13 protein-coding genes are annotated in these 14,942 nt (G+C 62.3%); 6 read left to right on the top strand and 7 right to left on the bottom strand.

The window, feature by feature from the left end:
• Positions 1-965: 965 nt before the first annotated feature.
• Complete coding sequence (locus tag LWF01_RS07445) at positions 966-1,496, bottom strand: ArsR/SmtB family transcription factor (protein ID WP_349640403.1); 531 nt, start codon at positions 1,494-1,496, stop codon at positions 966-968.
• Between the two features lie 99 nt (positions 1,497-1,595).
• Between LWF01_RS07445 and LWF01_RS07440 the strand changes: the two genes are divergently transcribed.
• Positions 1,596-2,810, top strand: a complete 1,215-nt coding sequence (locus tag LWF01_RS07440) for an MFS transporter (protein ID WP_349640402.1) — start codon at positions 1,596-1,598, stop codon at positions 2,808-2,810.
• A gap of 257 nt (positions 2,811-3,067) precedes the next feature.
• Here the strand turns inward: LWF01_RS07440 and LWF01_RS07435 are convergent, their stop codons facing one another.
• Positions 3,068-3,970: a LysR family transcriptional regulator gene (locus tag LWF01_RS07435; RefSeq protein WP_349640401.1), complete on the bottom strand. Its 903-nt coding sequence runs from the start codon at positions 3,968-3,970 to the stop codon at positions 3,068-3,070.
• A gap of 112 nt (positions 3,971-4,082) precedes the next feature.
• Between LWF01_RS07435 and LWF01_RS07430 the strand changes: the two genes are divergently transcribed.
• On the top strand, positions 4,083-5,255 hold the full coding sequence (locus LWF01_RS07430) for a serine hydrolase domain-containing protein (protein ID WP_349640400.1): 1,173 nt from the start codon (positions 4,083-4,085) through the stop codon (positions 5,253-5,255).
• Entirely contained in the window at positions 5,252-6,820 is a 1,569-nt protein-coding gene (locus LWF01_RS07425) for a peptide MFS transporter (RefSeq protein ID WP_349640399.1), read from the top strand. The genes LWF01_RS07430 and LWF01_RS07425 overlap by 4 nt, the downstream gene beginning before the upstream one ends.
• A gap of 233 nt (positions 6,821-7,053) precedes the next feature.
• On the opposite strand, the gene LWF01_RS07420 is transcribed toward LWF01_RS07425, so the two are convergent.
• The 3 genes from LWF01_RS07420 to LWF01_RS07410 form a co-directional block, all read right to left on the bottom strand.
• On the bottom strand, positions 7,054-8,199 hold the full coding sequence (locus LWF01_RS07420) for an RNA polymerase sigma factor (RefSeq protein ID WP_349640398.1): 1,146 nt from the start codon (positions 8,197-8,199) through the stop codon (positions 7,054-7,056).
• Positions 8,196-8,606, bottom strand: a complete 411-nt coding sequence (locus tag LWF01_RS07415; RefSeq protein ID WP_349640397.1) for a YciI family protein — start codon at positions 8,604-8,606, stop codon at positions 8,196-8,198. The genes LWF01_RS07420 and LWF01_RS07415 overlap by 4 nt, the downstream gene beginning before the upstream one ends.
• A 340-nt stretch (positions 8,607-8,946) precedes the next feature.
• The gene (locus LWF01_RS07410) at positions 8,947-9,915 is read right to left on the bottom strand and encodes a GbsR/MarR family transcriptional regulator (RefSeq protein WP_349640396.1); all 969 of its coding nucleotides are present in this window, start codon (positions 9,913-9,915) and stop codon (positions 8,947-8,949) included.
• Between the two features lie 107 nt (positions 9,916-10,022).
• Between LWF01_RS07410 and LWF01_RS07405 the strand changes: the two genes are divergently transcribed.
• Positions 10,023-10,280 carry a hypothetical protein gene (locus tag LWF01_RS07405; protein ID WP_349640395.1) on the top strand — a complete coding sequence of 86 codons (258 nt, stop codon included), beginning with the start codon at positions 10,023-10,025 and terminating at the stop codon, positions 10,278-10,280.
• 9 nt (positions 10,281-10,289) lie between these two features.
• A complete protein-coding gene (locus tag LWF01_RS07400; RefSeq protein WP_349640394.1) occupies positions 10,290-11,717 on the top strand; it encodes a serine hydrolase domain-containing protein in 1,428 nt (475 codons plus the stop codon).
• A 153-nt stretch (positions 11,718-11,870) separates the two neighbouring features.
• Here LWF01_RS07400 and LWF01_RS07395 read toward each other — a convergent pair whose 3' ends face one another.
• Both LWF01_RS07395 and LWF01_RS07390 read right to left on the bottom strand, forming a co-directional pair.
• On the bottom strand, positions 11,871-12,812 hold the full coding sequence (locus tag LWF01_RS07395; protein ID WP_349640393.1) for a Gfo/Idh/MocA family oxidoreductase: 942 nt from the start codon (positions 12,810-12,812) through the stop codon (positions 11,871-11,873).
• A gap of 16 nt (positions 12,813-12,828) precedes the next feature.
• Positions 12,829-13,641, bottom strand: a complete 813-nt coding sequence (locus LWF01_RS07390) for a VOC family protein (protein ID WP_349640392.1) — start codon at positions 13,639-13,641, stop codon at positions 12,829-12,831.
• A 268-nt stretch (positions 13,642-13,909) separates the two neighbouring features.
• Between LWF01_RS07390 and LWF01_RS07385 the strand changes: the two genes are divergently transcribed.
• Positions 13,910-14,869 (top strand): helix-turn-helix transcriptional regulator, encoded by a 960-nt coding sequence (locus LWF01_RS07385; RefSeq protein WP_349640391.1) that lies wholly within the window; start codon positions 13,910-13,912, stop codon positions 14,867-14,869.
• Positions 14,870-14,942 lie beyond the last annotated feature (73 nt).

Genomic DNA, 14,942 nt, shown 5'->3' with positions numbered 1-14,942 from the left:
CCGCGAAACTTGTCCACCAGGCCGCAGATCAGCGCCAAACCCAGTCCTCCGATAACGCGCCGATAATGGACATTATGTTAAGTAAAACTCTGCGTATCTCATCAGATGAATCATTCGAGCCCTCTCCCGCGGAGTCCGCGCCTTTGTGGCAAGCCCTTCCTAGTGCCTAACTGACGGCTTTCGCCATGCCGACGTCCAGCTGCGCAGACCTGTTGTCGTACCAACTCCGAGCACTTTCGCGATACGCACGATGATGTGTCCGCTCGCGTGCATCTGCACCGCGGCGGCGGGTGCGCTCGGGGTCATCACGGACGAACGACCGCCGGTAAGCCAGTTGGCGTATGCGAGGCCGACGATGGCCTCCCCAATCGGCGTCGATGTGTCGACGTCGAGGAGGGCTCAGTGAGGCTGCGCAGTCTCACGCCGCGCCGACCGAGATCACAGATCAGCTAAATGGCCATCCGCTCACTCCCCGCGATGCGATCGAGCGCACGGATAACGAGCATGTCACCCTCGCGCAGTTAGTCCAGGCACACATTCTACTGCGGCCGGTCGGGGATGCGACTTAACGCTCCGTGGTCGACAAACACGCGAACCGCGCCGGCTCCGCGCAACTCGACCTCCTGCGCCTCGGGGTCTGCTCACGCGGGCGTAACCGATCACGCTGCTCATCTCCCCTCTAACCCGCTGGGTCCGCGGCCGGACGTTCGCGTGATCCGTGCCTCGGGTGTGCTCGATGGGCCGTTGTGGTGGCGCTGGACGGCGCGCGTGGAGCCGATGGGGAACGACAGTCAGGCCTGCTCGGCGGCCCGCCATGCGGCGCCGCGTTCAGCGACCGGCGTCGCCTTGGTGATGATCTGACCGAACATCTCACGCAGCAGTTGGTTCTACATTGGGGCGCGGCCGACCCCGGAGTGCCAGCGCCGCTCTGATGGCCCCTTCACTCCGTTGAAACGGGCGCGGCCCTACAACGTCTTGTGGCGGTATGCGGCCCCAAAGAAGCCGTACTTATTTGTTGCTTGAGTCGTTGGATCGTCTTTGTACTCGGTGACGAGGTCCTGAAGCTTTCGCCGGAGCTCAGCAAGCCTTTCTGGTGTGAGGTGCAAGGTGATTGATGCCTCACCGAAACGATCAGTTTCGGATGCCGCAGTATAGGAGTCCACGGCTGACTGCAAGATGGCGCTACGAACGTTCATGGATGCAGGAGTGTTCTCTTGGAACGAAAGGATCGTCGTTTTGCCCGTTGCCGAGTATGGGACTTCACGCGCCCCCCGACGGCCAGCGCGCACTCCTTGCGTCTCAATAAACCCCTGATCAGCAAGCAGGTTAATGTGATGTAGCGTCGCCCCAGGCGTTGTACCAAGCACCTCGGCAATTTCCTTGTTCGTTTTGGATTCGCCCCGCAGGACTTGCAGAATCCTGATTCGCACCGGATGCGCTAGCGCTTTAGCCTCTTCCGCCGTCGCGTCCCTGGCAGCTTCACCTTCGTAGGTCATGCATCGAGCATAGACTCCGCAACCAAAGTGATCTACTCTTTTAGATCACTACTGATCCAAAAAAATAGATCAATTATCGGAGTCTCTGTGGGATAAATCATGACTCAAGTACGTCTTACGGGTGAAGCAGGTCGGATGCCGTCCACCTATCTGTGGTGGCTATTCGGCGTCATTTGGACCTTGGGCGGAATGGCCGTGCTCACCTTCGGCCTTGTTTGGGTGGCCACCGGGATCAGCGGCAGCGCCGCCGGATTGGTCCTTAGTGCCGGAGTCATACCCAGGCTCATATTGTCTTTGCCGGGCGGATCGATTGCTGACCGGTTTGGCGCATGGCCGGTGATGGTCTTCGCGGACTGCATTATGGCCGTCTTGGCAATCGCGTTAGTCATCGCGATTTCCCTTGTCGGAACCCCGCTATGGCTCCTTGTAACCGTCAGTGCGGTGGTCGGCGTTGCCGATGCCTTCTATAGGCCGGCATCCGGAGCATTCCCTAGATACTTGGTGCCCGCACCTGCTATGGCTCAGGCTTCCGCTGCGCGACAGATTGTCTTCCAACTCATCGGGGTAACAGGACCTGTGTTGGGTGGGATACTAATTGTTGCCGCATCGCTCGCGGCCAGTGCAGCGGCTGCCGCAGCAGGGTTTGCCGTGATGTTCCTGATCCTTCTTGCTCTCCGCAATCGGCTCCTGCCTGTGACCCGCTCCCCAATCAAGGAAAACCTCGCTAGTTCGGTTGGACAAGGTCTCAGATACGCAATAGTCACCACTAAGGTCCGCATCATCATTATTCTCTTGGTGGCCATCACGGGCTTCGTACTCCCTCTGACCAGCCTCCTCATACCTCTCCACGTGCGGGACCAGGCCTGGCTCGACGTAACGGCGGGGTTCCTCGTGGGTTCTTACGGCGCAGGGCTGCTGCTGAGCACTCTCCTGTTTCTTTTCCGCCCGCATTCCGCGCTCACCCAGATACCTTCCCTCGGCGGTCTGGCCCTCACCGGCATAGCTATGCTCGCCATCGCCCTGGCCCCAACGCCTGAAGTGGCATGCATTGTTACTCTCGCCGCGGGCTTGGGAACCGGGCACTTCATTGCGAGGGTGGCTCCAGCCCTTCTGACTGATGTGCCTGATGAGTACCTGTCGAGAATCCAGGGAATCAACGTCTTCGTGCAGACGCTGCCGCTCCTCTTTACCAACAGCATCTTCGGCTGGATAAGTGACAGCTTAGGTACGGGCACGGCCATTGTGGTCGCCGCAATTGGGCTGCTCGTAATAGCCATCGGCACGGCCTTTTCAGCACCGGCCCGTCGCCTTTGAGCCGTAGAAGGGACAGTTCGCAGTAGTTCTCGTTGGGCTAGCGAGACAGCAGCTTTTGGCCGTCGGGGCGCATCTCCCCGGATGGCGAGACGTGTCGGCAAAGAGTTTGGCGGGTGATGCCGAGTTCGGTGCAGAGGTCGCCAATTTTGGTTTCCGGTTTGCCCATAGGGGCCATTGCGAGTCGGACCTTGGCGCCCGCAATAAACTTGGGCCCTGAGCGCAGCAGACACCAAGACCCCGATGAACGGCGGCTTTAGCTAGGTGCGCCATGCGGCGTCTCGGACTTCGGTCCTGGCAAACACCTCAAGCCGTGAGACGAACTCCCGGACCGATGCGACCGCATAGTGCTCAGGGTTCCAACACGTGTGGATCGGCAGGCACACCGGTTCTCCGGTGGAACTGACTATGAAGACAGGGTATGCATCGAATCGCGGTAGATCAGTTGCCACTCCAACCCCGCGGCCCGACGCCGCAAGGGCCTGCGCCAGCCGGGGCGATGGCACGTTCTCGAACGATCTGTATCGACGAGCTTCGGCGGCGACGGCGTCGTCCAGGGCGGTGCGCGTGGGGTCGCTCTGAATCGGTAACACCAGATCCTCGCGCAGTAGCTCGCCGACGCTAATCTCCTTGTAACGCTCTCTCGCCCATCGATGTGTCTGAGCCACATAAGCTCGGAGAGGAACACTGGTCAAGGGGTGCCAGTCCAGGCCGCAGCTCGGCGGACGCGATGCGGAGATTCCGAGATCGCAAGTGTCACGAACTGCCTCGTGCACTTTGTCGGATTCCACCTGTTTGACCGTCACGAACACATCACTGCTGGTGAGAGTGGCCACGAACGGTGCCACAATTTCCGAAATCGTGGTGTCGGCTGCCGCTATCGAGATCTGCGGTATCTCTCCTTCGGACAACTGTCGAGCAACCATCTCGACGCGATCCGCGCGCGCCACGAGATCTGAGGCCACCTTCAGTATCTCCGTGCCGGCGTACGTGACCGATAAGCGCGGTCCCTTACGGGTAAAAAGCTCAACCCCAAGGTTCCGCTCGAGCGCGTGCAGCTGACGCGATATTGCCGGCTGCGCCACACGTAAATGTTCCGCGGCCGCCGTGACGGTGCCGTACTCGACGACAGCCAAGAAGTAACGCAGGTGTCGAAGTTCCATCCCCACAGTATGCCTCAAAGGCATCAACATAACGCTCCAATAGGCATTGGACATGGGTGTTTCGTGCTTGGGACGATCATTCCACCTAGACAATCTGGACATAGGAGTCCCTGTGACTACAATTTCGCTCGAAACTTGGCTGCAGCCGCCACATAATCGCCTTTCACTGCACCAGGTTGACCGGCTCGTGCCACACACTGCGATTGCCAGTGGCCAAGCCCGGCGTGGCTTGATTCGTCCACACACGCAGCCGAATTGGTCGGATCATCTGGTACCGCTCGGATGCGGGCGCGAAGCGCCTTTACGGGAGTTCCTTGAGCTGACCAATACCGACGCCATTTGTGTCCTCCACGGCGATAACGTCCTCTATGAGGACTACTTCAACGGCAACAAGCCGGAGTCCCGGCACATCGCCATGTCGGTTTCGAAATCGTTCTGCGGGATGCTAGCGGGCGTTCTCGTCGCGGAAGGCAGGCTCGATCTCTCTGCGGAGACAACGGCCTATCTGCCCGAACTCGCCGGAAGCTCGTACGGCGGATCGACGGTGAGCCAGCTGCTCGACATGACCGCGACGCCTGACTTCGACATGACGTACACAAACCCCGACTCCGAAGTCCAAGCCGGCGATCGCTCTGCCGGCTGGCGGCCCCGACGAGACGACGACCATGAGGGAACTCGCGCGTTCCTCAAGAGTCTTCGAGGTTCGAGCGACCACGGTTCTGTCTTCCAATACTGCTCGGCGACCACCGACGTGCTCGCCTGGGTGCTAGAACGTGCTGGGGCGGCGCCCTATGCGCGACTTCTGGAGGACCGGATCTGGAAGCAGATCGGCGCCGAAGACGATGCGCTGATAACTGTCGACGAATTTGGCACACCCTATGCATGCGCCGGAATGAGTATGCGGTTGGATGATCTGGCCCGATTCGGACGGCTCATCCTCGACGGCGGCAGGCGCAACGGGCGCCAGATTATCCCCGAAGAGTGGATTCGCTCTACCGCCCTGGGCGGCACGTTCGACACCACCGAAGATGACGAACTTATCCCCGGCAGCTATAAGAACCAATGGTGGGTGCCTGGAGACAGCAACGGCAGCTTCTACGCCGTGGGCATCTTCGGCCAGTACCTCTGGCTCGACCCGAGCACCGACATCACGATCGCCAAATTCTCCAGTGAACCCACTCCGCTCGCCCACGGTATCGAGCATCTCAATGCGTTGCATTCGATAGCCTCCCGTGCGGCAGCCTGGACCGGCCCCAGCCACCAAGCGGAAGGGCGCCACAGGTGAGCACCGGTGAACCGCGCCCAGGGGTGGTGGAAGGTACGAATAACCGCGACGCCTCCGAAACGGGAAGCATGGAAGAGCTGACAGTTTCCCCCGAAGGGGCTCGTCGGCGGAGCGCTAGCACTCCTTCAGAAGGACCCGGTGGCAGATTCTTTGGCCACCCCCGCGGCCTGCTCACGCTGGCTGGATTGCAGATGTGGGAGAGGTTCAGCTTCTACGGCCTGCTGGTCGTCCTCGCCTACTACCTTTACTACAGCCTTACTGACGGCGGCCTCGGCCTTGCCACCCCGGTAGCCGTCGCTATCACCGGCTCCTATGGTGGAGCGGTCTACGCCGTCCAGATGCTCGGTGCCTGGATTGCAGATCGCCTCGTTCCAGCCCGTACAGTCGCGCTGTGCGGTGGTTTGCTGATCATGTGCGGGCACATCATGCTGGCCCTTGTCCCAGGTACCGCGGGTTTGGTAGCGGGCCTCATCCTGATCATGGTTGGTACAGGCGGTCTTGCGGTTAATGCCACCGCGATGGTCGGCAATCTGTACTCCAAGAACGATCTACGTCGTGACTCCGGGTACTCGATTTACTATATGGGAATTACTGTTGGCGCGTTCCTTGGTCCCTTGGTTACCGGCGGCTTGCAGGTCGAAGCGGGATTCCACGTAGCTTTTGGCGCGGCAGCGGTCGGAATGACGATTGGCATAGTTCAATACATTTTCGGCTGGAAATCCTTGCCGAGCGCTACCAAGGAAATTCCGAATCCGCTCCCGAAGTCAAAACGTCTTCCCGCCCTGGCCATAGCGCTACTCGTCCTTGCAACCATCGGATTGGCGGTGGCTGCCTGTCTCATCACTCTTGAGAATGTGAGTAGTATCATCACTGCCTTTATCATTGTGGCGAGCGTCGCATACTTTGCCGTGATTCTGTCATCACGCTCTATTGACGGGAAAGAGCGGCGGCAAGTTATAGCGTATATTCCTATTTTTCTAGGAACACTGCTCTTCTGGGCGCTGCTCCTACAGCTCGCAACCACCATGGCAGTCTATATGGACACCCGGGTCGATCTCAGCCTGGGAACCTTTACCATTCCACCTGCATGGATCATAACTTCATCAAGCATCTTCGTCGCGATCCTTGCCCCAGTCTTTGCCGTTGTCTGGGCACGTCTCGGAAGCAGGCAACCTGGGGCGTACACGAAAATCGCTATTGGTATCGTCGTCCTCGGAATCGGCTACGCAGTTTTCGCAACCGGCTCAGGGACGGAAGGCTCGGCAAATAGCGCTCTAATCGCTTTGCTCGGAATGTTCATCTTCGCGGTTGGCGAAATCATCGTGGCGCCAGTCGCTATCTCGACCACTACTCGACTCGCTCCGCTCGCTTACAAAAACCAGATGATGGCGCTGTATTTTCTTACTATGGCCGGAGGGTCGACGCTCGCCGGGTTCCTGGGCGCAAAGTACTCGCCCGCCCAGGAACTCCTCTTTTTTGGCGGCACCGCCGTCGCTGCCGTGGTGATCGCAGTTGCACTGATCCTGGCTGGCAAAATAGTTGGCAGGTCTATTCGAACCAACTAGGCCAGCGCGTCAGGAAATGTTTGCGTTGTTGATTATTTAGCCGACGGATCACGCCGATCAATCGTGTGTATCAAGATGCTTATAAACGATATGAATCGCTCATGTTTCCGCCCATTAGGTCGGGTAACCCTCGTGTGCCTCGCGGCATTCCGGGTCGGCACCGTCTGGTCGCGTTCATATCGGGGACGGCGCCGGCACCGAGACCTCAACATCGGTCCGCGAAGGAATTCGCCTCAACCTCGAACCACTCCGTTCAGCCGAGCCGCCTGTCGGATGAGGTGATCGCGTTCGGCGATGTTGGAAGCAGCGCGGGCCGCTTCGCCGTACAGCCGGGCAGCGTGGGACAGATCGCCGGCCCGCTCCCGGAGGTACGCCTCGACAGCCAGGTACCTGGGAACCGCCCGGTCCGCCTGTTCGAGTGCGGACAGGCCGGCGTGTGCCCCGTCCGCCTCACCCACCGCGACGGCGCGGTTCAGGCGGACGACGGGGTTGCCTGCAAGTCGGTCGAGCTCGTCGTACCACTCCACGATCTGCACCCAGTCGGTCTCGTCCACCGTCTGCGCATCGGCATGCAGGGCGGCGATTGCGGCCTGCGCCTGGTACTCGCCGAGGCGGTCGCGTGCCAACGCCGCCTGCAGGATCGCCACACCCTCGGCAATCAGTTCGGTGTCCCAACGGGACCGGTCCTGTTCGGCCAGCGGGACCAAGGTGCCGCCGGGTGTCGTCCGCGCGGCGCGGCGTGCATGGTGCAGCAGCATCAGCGCGAGAAGACCGGACGCCTCCTCGTCGTCGATCATCGACCGCACCTGGCGGGTCAGCCGGATCGCCTCGTCTGCGAGGTCGACCTCGCCGCTATACCCCTCGTTGAATACCAGATAGAGCACCCGCAGGACGGTGGCCAGGTCTCCGACTTCGTCGAAGCGCACGGCTGACACAGTTCGCTTGGCCCTGCTGATGCGCTGGGCCATGGTTGCCTCGGGTACCAGGTACGCCTCCGCGATCTGGCGCGTCGTCAGACCGCCCAGCGCCCGCAGCGTGAGCGCAACGGCGGAGGCCGGCGTGAGCGAAGGATGCGCGCACATGAAGTAGAGCTGCAGGGTGTCGGCCGTACCCTCGGTCGCGCCTGGTGACGGCTCGGCCGCGACCCGGGTCTCGCGGGCGAGCCGAGACCGCTCCGCCCGCGTCGCGTCCACAAACTTGCGCCAGGCGGCAGTGATCAACCAGCCTTTCGGATCCGCCGGCGGCGCCGTTGGCCACGTGGCCAGCGCCCGCAGCAGCGCGTCCTGCACGGCGTCCTCGGCCGTCGCGAAGTCGGCGCCGCGACGGACGAGGACACCGGTGACCGCGGGAATCAGCTCCCGCAGCAGGGTTTCGTTCACTCCGCGATGGTGGACGGGGAGCCGTAGAACGGACGTACCTCCAGCCATTCGCAAATCGGCTTGCCACCCTGGCCCGGCGCGGCCGAGAACTCCCCCGCCACCTCGATGGCTCGCTGGTACGAATCCACGTCGATAATCAGCCAGCCGGCGATAAGGTCCTTCGTCTCCGCGAACGGGCCGTCGGTGACAGGGGGCCTTCCCTCGCCGTCGTAGCGGACGAACGTGCCCTCCGGCGAGAGCGCCTGGTCGTTCACGTACTCGCCCGTTTCCTCCAATTTGGCCGCGAAATCGCGCATCCACTGGACGTGCGCATCAACCTCGCCCGGCGCCCACTGATCCATAGGGTCAAAGGGCACGACGGGAGCTGGACCACCGCGGTAGTGCTTGAGCAACAGGTACTTCGCCATGATTGTCTCCTTCGGTACGTCGCGACCATTGTGGCCGCGTACGCAACTGAGACGACGCGGGCCGGGGTTTCTCGACATCGGGCCCCGAATAAGGTTTCAGCGGCCCTTGCCGGGCATCCGTCCGCGAGGGACGAAACAGTGGAAAGGAGCCGCGCCCTTTCCACTTCTAACCTATAGCTCAGCAGGGGGCTTGCGGCAAGACTCTCGTTGTGCCGCCGAATCGCCAGGGCGATTGAGAACACCCATCCTCACCGACCTCGACTCTGAGCTGATTGGGCTTGAATACGGTCGGACTTGATCCGCAGACCGTCGACTAGAGCGATACGAGTGTCGACGGAGCTTACTCGGGTAGGCGGTCCGTCCCGCGTAGCGCGGCCCTCTGCTCCGGGGAGAGGCGGTCCGGGCGGGCTTGTACGGTGTACCGCTCCCCCACGCTCCGCACGATGAACGGGTCGGCCAATGCGGGTCTGCCCTCGATCATTGTGAGGGCCGCGCGGATGCGCTTCATGGTCCAACCGAGCGCGGCCGCGAGGTCATCGGCGATCAGCGATCGCCGTGCGTGAACAAGCGCGGCGAGCACCGTCATTGAGTCGCGGACGGTCGGATCGGCGAGGTCACTGCCGCGCATCTGCTCGATGAGTCCGCCGAAGAACCGGCCCATCACCCCGAGGCGGGCACCGGCGGGAGTCTCTGGTCCGAATATCGCGATCCCGCGGGTCGCCGCATCCGCAACCCGGGCATGCGCCATCGAGTCGGCGTGCAATGCCGTCAGCCACACGTCCTCACCGATGAGATACCGCTCACGGCGACCGTGGTCGGCCTGTCGACTCAATAGGCTCATGCCCTCGAGGTAGCCGATGGCTCTGGAAACCGCCGCCGGGCTGACCCGCAGTCCGCGCACCAGGTCGGCCGCCGTTAGGCTCCCGGCCTCTGATATCAGCAGGCTGGTGAATACGCGTGCGGCCATCCTGGGCATGCCTGTGGCCGCCAATAGTCCGGCGAATTCTCCAACGAATGTGCGTGACTTGTCGCTTGAGTCCTCCAGTGCGGGCGATGTCACGCGCTTCGGCACACGATGCCTAGCGGATTCATCTGCCCGGTCCGCTGAATACTGGCCGTGGCCATTCCGGCTCACCTCGCGACTGATGGTCGACGTCGGGCGACCGAGCCGTCTGCCGATCTCGGCGTAGCCGAGACCCTCAACTATGCCTGCCGCGATCGATCGCCGCTCCTCCAGTGTGAGCCTGTCGCCGGCCATGTCGCCTCCCAGCATTTCGTTCATCAGCACGAATGCAACGACTCGTTGCATTCAGCAGCAGTCGCACGCAACGATCCGCGAAACTGACGGAAACTACGTTGAACAATCTGTGAAGGCTACGTAGCGTTTCATGCATCGTAAACGAAAGGGAGGACGACATGCACGTCATAGCAATCTCGACTGTCGCCGACGGAGACCTGTTCTGGGGCGGATTGAAAAAGGCGTACGGGCGTCTTCCGAAGGGCGCGAAGTGGGTGCTGGCGGTCGCCAGCACCGACGGCACGAAAGCAGTGAACGTGTTCGTGCACGACTCGCTGGACGCCGCGCGCGAATTCTTCGACGGGTACGCCGGCCCTGCTGCGACCACCGAGTACTTCGAGGCCGACGCCGTCAATGCGGTCGGTCTCACCGTATGAGGCCGTGAGATGACACTGGATCGAGTAGAGGACCGGATTGCGGCGATTCTCACCGAGCATTCGACACCGGGCGCGGCGGTCGGCATCCTGCACGGCGGCGAGGTCACCGAGCTGGTTTACGGGATCAAGGACGTCCGCACCGGCGAGCCAGTGACCACCGACACGGTCTTCCAGTGCGGGTCATTGACCAAGTCCTGGACCGCCCTCGCATTCATGCAGCTCGTCGACGAAGGCATGGTGCACCTGGATGAACCGGTACGCACTTATCTGCCCGGATTCCGGGTCGCGGACCCTGAGGCAAGCGCGCGGATCACTTCACGCCAACTACTGAACCACACGAACGGCATCGAGGAAGCGTATGGAGATCCTGGCGAGGGCGACGATGTCTACGAGCGAATGATCGCCCAGGTAGCCGACGCGCCACAGGTCAGCCCGCTTGGTCACACCCACGGGTACAGCGCCGCCCTCGGCTACGCGATCCTCGCCCGGATCATGGAAAGGATCGACGGCAAGCCGTGGGATGTGATCATGAAAGATCGTCTCTTCCGTCCGATGGGGCTCACCGGCACGAACAGCTGGCGTGGCGATGTCGACGTGGCCCGCGCCGCCACCGGTCACCTGATCAGATCGGTGGAGGAAGGGCCGATCCCGACCCCGGTCGAATACCTGCCGCGCTCGTACGGGCCCGGCGGCAACGTGACGTCCACCGCGCGTGAGGTGCTCACGCTCGCGCAGGTCTTCCTCGACGGTGGGGTGGCGCCGAACGGTGCTCGCGTCCTCTCAGCTACGGCGATCCACGAGATGACGACGTCCCGCGTGCCTGTCCCGGACCCGTATATGTTTGGACCGCAGTGGGCGCTCGGCCTTGTGGTGTGCGACTGGTCCGGCAAAACCGTCTATGCGCACGATGGCAGCACCATCGGGCAGAACGCGCGGATGCGCATCCTCCCCGGTGATGATCTTGCGCTCGTTCTACTAACCAACGGAGGCCAACGGGAGACGCTCTACAAGGAGGTCTTCGACGTGATTCTCGCCGAACTCGGAACCGGCACAATTCCACCGTTGCCGAATCCCAATCTCTCGCTCGCCCTCGACCCGTCACGGTACGTCGGCGTGTACGAACGGCCGGGCACCACGTTCGAAGTCACCGCCAACTGCGGGAAATTGCTCCTCACGCTCAGCCTCGACCCGATGCACGCGGATTTCATGGGCCTGCCCGACCGGGTCACCTACGATCTTCTACCGATCAGCGAGACGCATTTCTTGATGCCTCCAGTTGGTCCCCTTGAGGACGTTCAAAGCGTCGCGATTTACGACTTTCAGCATGGCGTCGCTCAGTACCTGCACACCAACAGCCGCGTACACCCTCGCTCGTCCGCAGAGGCAGTGCGCTCTGGCCACGAACACCAGGGGGCCTCCCTTCGCTCACCCAGGTGAGGGAAAGCTCGCAGCTGAGTTCAGCTAAGCGCGTCCTGGGTTCAGGCGCAGACGGTCACCAGTCGTGCGGTAGGCGTCGTCCCCTTGTCCTGCCAGGTGCCCGGTCCGGGCTTCGGCACGACGGCTCCATCGGGCAGGGCCGCGGTGGTGGGATCATCGGGGCTCCTGCCGGATTGCCTCGTGGATATCGAGAGTGAGGGCCAGCGTGTCGAGCACGCTCGACGGAGGAATTTCGTTCGAGGCCTCCCCGCGCAAACAGGCCAGGACGTGGTCGATCATCGCAGTGTAGCTGTCGGGTCCATCGGCGTTCACGCTGCGGGTTCCCGTCCCGGTGTATTCGATGACCGCAGAATCGGCATCCTGGCCGTCACCGAATCGGTGTTCGAGGACGCCGTCGGTGAAGGTGGCGCGGAAACCACCGCGGGACCCGTACGGGTCGGGCATGAGCGAGCATGCGCTCACCCGTGCTACCGCCCCGGGGTAGGTGAGGATCGCATGGGCGGCCGAGCCGCGTTGTGCGCCAGGGGTTCCGGTGGCAGACAGGCTGTTGGGGACCCCGAGGACACGGGAGACGATATCGAGATCGCCGTGCATGACATCGAGGGCGATTGAATCAAGGCCGAGGTCATATCCGGGCCACCGCAGCGCGGTTCGCAATTCGAGCTCGAGCTCCAGCAGCCGGCCGTAGGTGCCGGAACGCGCAGCGTCGAACAAAATTTGGTTGACGGGGCTGAACCGGTCGAACATGTCGACGAATACCTGCCGATCACTGGCCGCGGCCGCCTCGGCCACGCGCCCAGCGTCGGTCATAGTCAAAGCCAGCGGAAGTTCGCACAGGACGTCCTTGCCCGCGGCCAGACCGCGCAGCACGTGCTCGGCGTGCAACGCGGTCGGCACGCAGATATCGATCAGGTCGATCGTTGGATCGTCGTAGAGACTGTCGAGGTCGGTGGTGGTCTCAAAGCCGTAGCTGTCATGGAATCGCTCCAACGCCGCTGGGGTGCGGCCGAATACGATGACATCGACGTCGTCGCGGGTGGCGAATACCGCAGCGTGGGCTTGTCCGAATCCGGTTCCGAGCAGTGCGATTTTCATCAGGGCTCTCCTCGCGTCAGGACTGCGTAGGCATGGAGAACAGGCCGAACCTGTTGCCGTTCGGGTCGATGATCCGCGAGTACACCAACCCGTCCGGATTACCATCGGGACCGAATTCGATGACCGCACCAAGGTTTTCGGCTTCCTTGGACTGCGCGGCGACGTCGCCGGTGAGGAAGCTTGGCATCAGGTAGTCCGCCCCCTCTCCCCCATGGTCGTACATACCGCCCGACGGCCACTGATTGCCGGTGAAGACGTTGTAATAGGGCTTTCCGCCCGCAGTCTCATCGAGTTCGAACCGCCAGCCGAACGCCTGGCCATAGAACTCGCGGGTGGCGTCGGCATTGGTGGTTCCGATCTCGAACCACGCGAACGACCCCGGCGTCGGTGCGTAGGACGCCTGCTCGAACTGCTCCTCGGTCGCCTGCGCGCGGTCCTTCAGGCTCTCATTGCTGGTACGGGAGAACAGCGAGAACGGATTACCCTGCGGATCGGCCAAAATGGCGAACCAGGTGACATCGGCAACCTGGGTAGCTGGCACCAACACCGTGGCCCCGGCCTCCCGCAACCGATCGACATCGGCGGAGACATCCGCGGAAAACACCGACACATTGATTTGCTCACCGCCGGAACCATCTTCGCTGATCGCACCCATCGGCCACTGCGCCCCCGATGCCATGATGCGGATATATCGCCTCCCATCGACCGAGGAATCGAGGTCGTCTTCGAAACTCCAGCCCAGCAGGTCGCCGTAGAACTTCTCGGCAGTGCCCGCTTCGCGGGTTCCGATCTCGAACCAGACAACCTGTCCAGGTGCCATGAAACTCATTGTTTTCTCCTCTGTTGTGGTGGTGATAGGACTACATCCGGATTTCGGCGGCCGGCCAATCGATCGGTTCTCGCTGGAGCCGCAAAAAGGGCCTTGGAATAGCCCTGAACAACTCCCACGATAGGAGGACAGTAGGTCACTGAAGGTCCTGTTAGAGCGGCGAGAGCGAAGTGGATTTCAGATCACGCCGTAGGTGTTGTTGTGGTAGCTCAGCGATAGAGGTCCAATAGGACACTTACAGCCCTATTGATCCGGCATAATAGCGGCTATGCGCGATCCCTCGGGCCGACTGCTGCGGCTGCTGTCCTTGCTGCAATCCCCGCGCGAATGGACCGGTATCGAGCTGGCCGAACGCCTGGAGGTTACTCCTCGCACGATCCGCCGCGACGTCGCCCGCCTGCGCGAACTCGGCTACCCCGTGGACGCCATCCAGGGCAATTTCGGTGGCTACCGCCTAACCGCGGGCACTGCCATGCCACCACTACTCCTCGAAGACGATGAGGCGGTCGCCATCGCCATCGGCCTGCGCACCGGCGCGACCGCCGCCATTACCGGCATCGAAGACGCATCACTGCGGGCGCTGGCCAAACTCGAACAGGTGCTGCCTGGTCGGCTACGGGACCGTCTGACCGCACTGTCCCAGGCCACAGTGGTCCCGCCTCCGGGCAGCGGACCCGCTGCGGATCCGGATACTCTCGCCGCCCTCGGCGCAGCCTGCCTCGCCCACGAAAAGGTCCGATTCGCTTACACCAAAGCCGATTCTGCTACCGGCAAACGCTTCGTCGAACCCCATCAGCTTGTTGCCGCGGGCCGCCGCTGGTACCTCATCGCTTACGACAGCGACCGAGCCGATTGGCGCACCTTCCGCCTCGACCGCATCACCGAGGTCCACCGCACCGGCCTGCGCGTCGCGGGTCGGGAGCTGCCCGACGGCATGGACGCCACCAGCTGGCTCACCCGATCCCTCATCGCCGGGTCCGGTTCGACCCGCGCCCGGGTTCTACTGCATCAACCCATCGACGAGGCCTCCTCATGCATACCCGCCCGCAACGGCGTCCTCGAACCCGTTAACGCGGACAGCTGCGTACTGACTACCTACCCCGACACCCCTGAATATTTGGCCCGGGCCATCGCGCTGCTCCCCGTGGACTACACGGTGCAGGGCCCGCCCGAAGTCGTCGCGCAACTGCGCATCATCACCGACCGCGCCACCAAAGGCATTCGCTGACAAAAGTTACCGGGGCCCGGACGTGCCCCATAAGCAGAATCCAACGGCAGCCGCATCCTGGCACGGCACGGAC

This window comes from Saxibacter everestensis, assembly GCF_025787225.1.
Taxonomy (GTDB): Bacteria; Actinomycetota; Actinomycetes; order Actinomycetales; family Brevibacteriaceae; genus Saxibacter; species Saxibacter everestensis.
Note: the sequence above shows the minus strand (reverse complement) of the source record. Positions and strands in the feature narration are given on the sequence as shown.

Bases quoted from the DNA above. Each gene is read 5' to 3' on its own strand.
- LWF01_RS07445 (WP_349640403.1), bottom strand. From the start codon at position 1,496: ATGACCTACGAAGGTGAAGCTGCCAGGGACGCGACGGCGGAAGAGGCT.
- LWF01_RS07435 (WP_349640401.1), bottom strand. From the start codon at position 3,970: ATGGAACTTCGACACCTGCGTTACTTCTTGGCTGTCGTCGAGTACGGC.
- LWF01_RS07405 (WP_349640395.1), top strand. From the start codon at position 10,023: ATGCACGTCATAGCAATCTCGACTGTCGCCGACGGAGACCTGTTCTGG.
- LWF01_RS07395 (WP_349640393.1), bottom strand. From the start codon at position 12,812: ATGAAAATCGCACTGCTCGGAACCGGATTCGGACAAGCCCACGCTGCG.
- LWF01_RS07415 (WP_349640397.1), bottom strand. From the start codon at position 8,606: ATGGCGAAGTACCTGTTGCTCAAGCACTACCGCGGTGGTCCAGCTCCC.
- LWF01_RS07390 (WP_349640392.1), bottom strand. From the start codon at position 13,641: ATGAGTTTCATGGCACCTGGACAGGTTGTCTGGTTCGAGATCGGAACC.
- LWF01_RS07410 (WP_349640396.1), bottom strand. From the start codon at position 9,915: ATGCAACGAGTCGTTGCATTCGTGCTGATGAACGAAATGCTGGGAGGC.
- LWF01_RS07400 (WP_349640394.1), top strand. From the start codon at position 10,290: ATGACACTGGATCGAGTAGAGGACCGGATTGCGGCGATTCTCACCGAG.
- LWF01_RS07440 (WP_349640402.1), top strand. From the start codon at position 1,596: ATGACTCAAGTACGTCTTACGGGTGAAGCAGGTCGGATGCCGTCCACC.
- LWF01_RS07385 (WP_349640391.1), top strand. From the start codon at position 13,910: ATGCGCGATCCCTCGGGCCGACTGCTGCGGCTGCTGTCCTTGCTGCAA.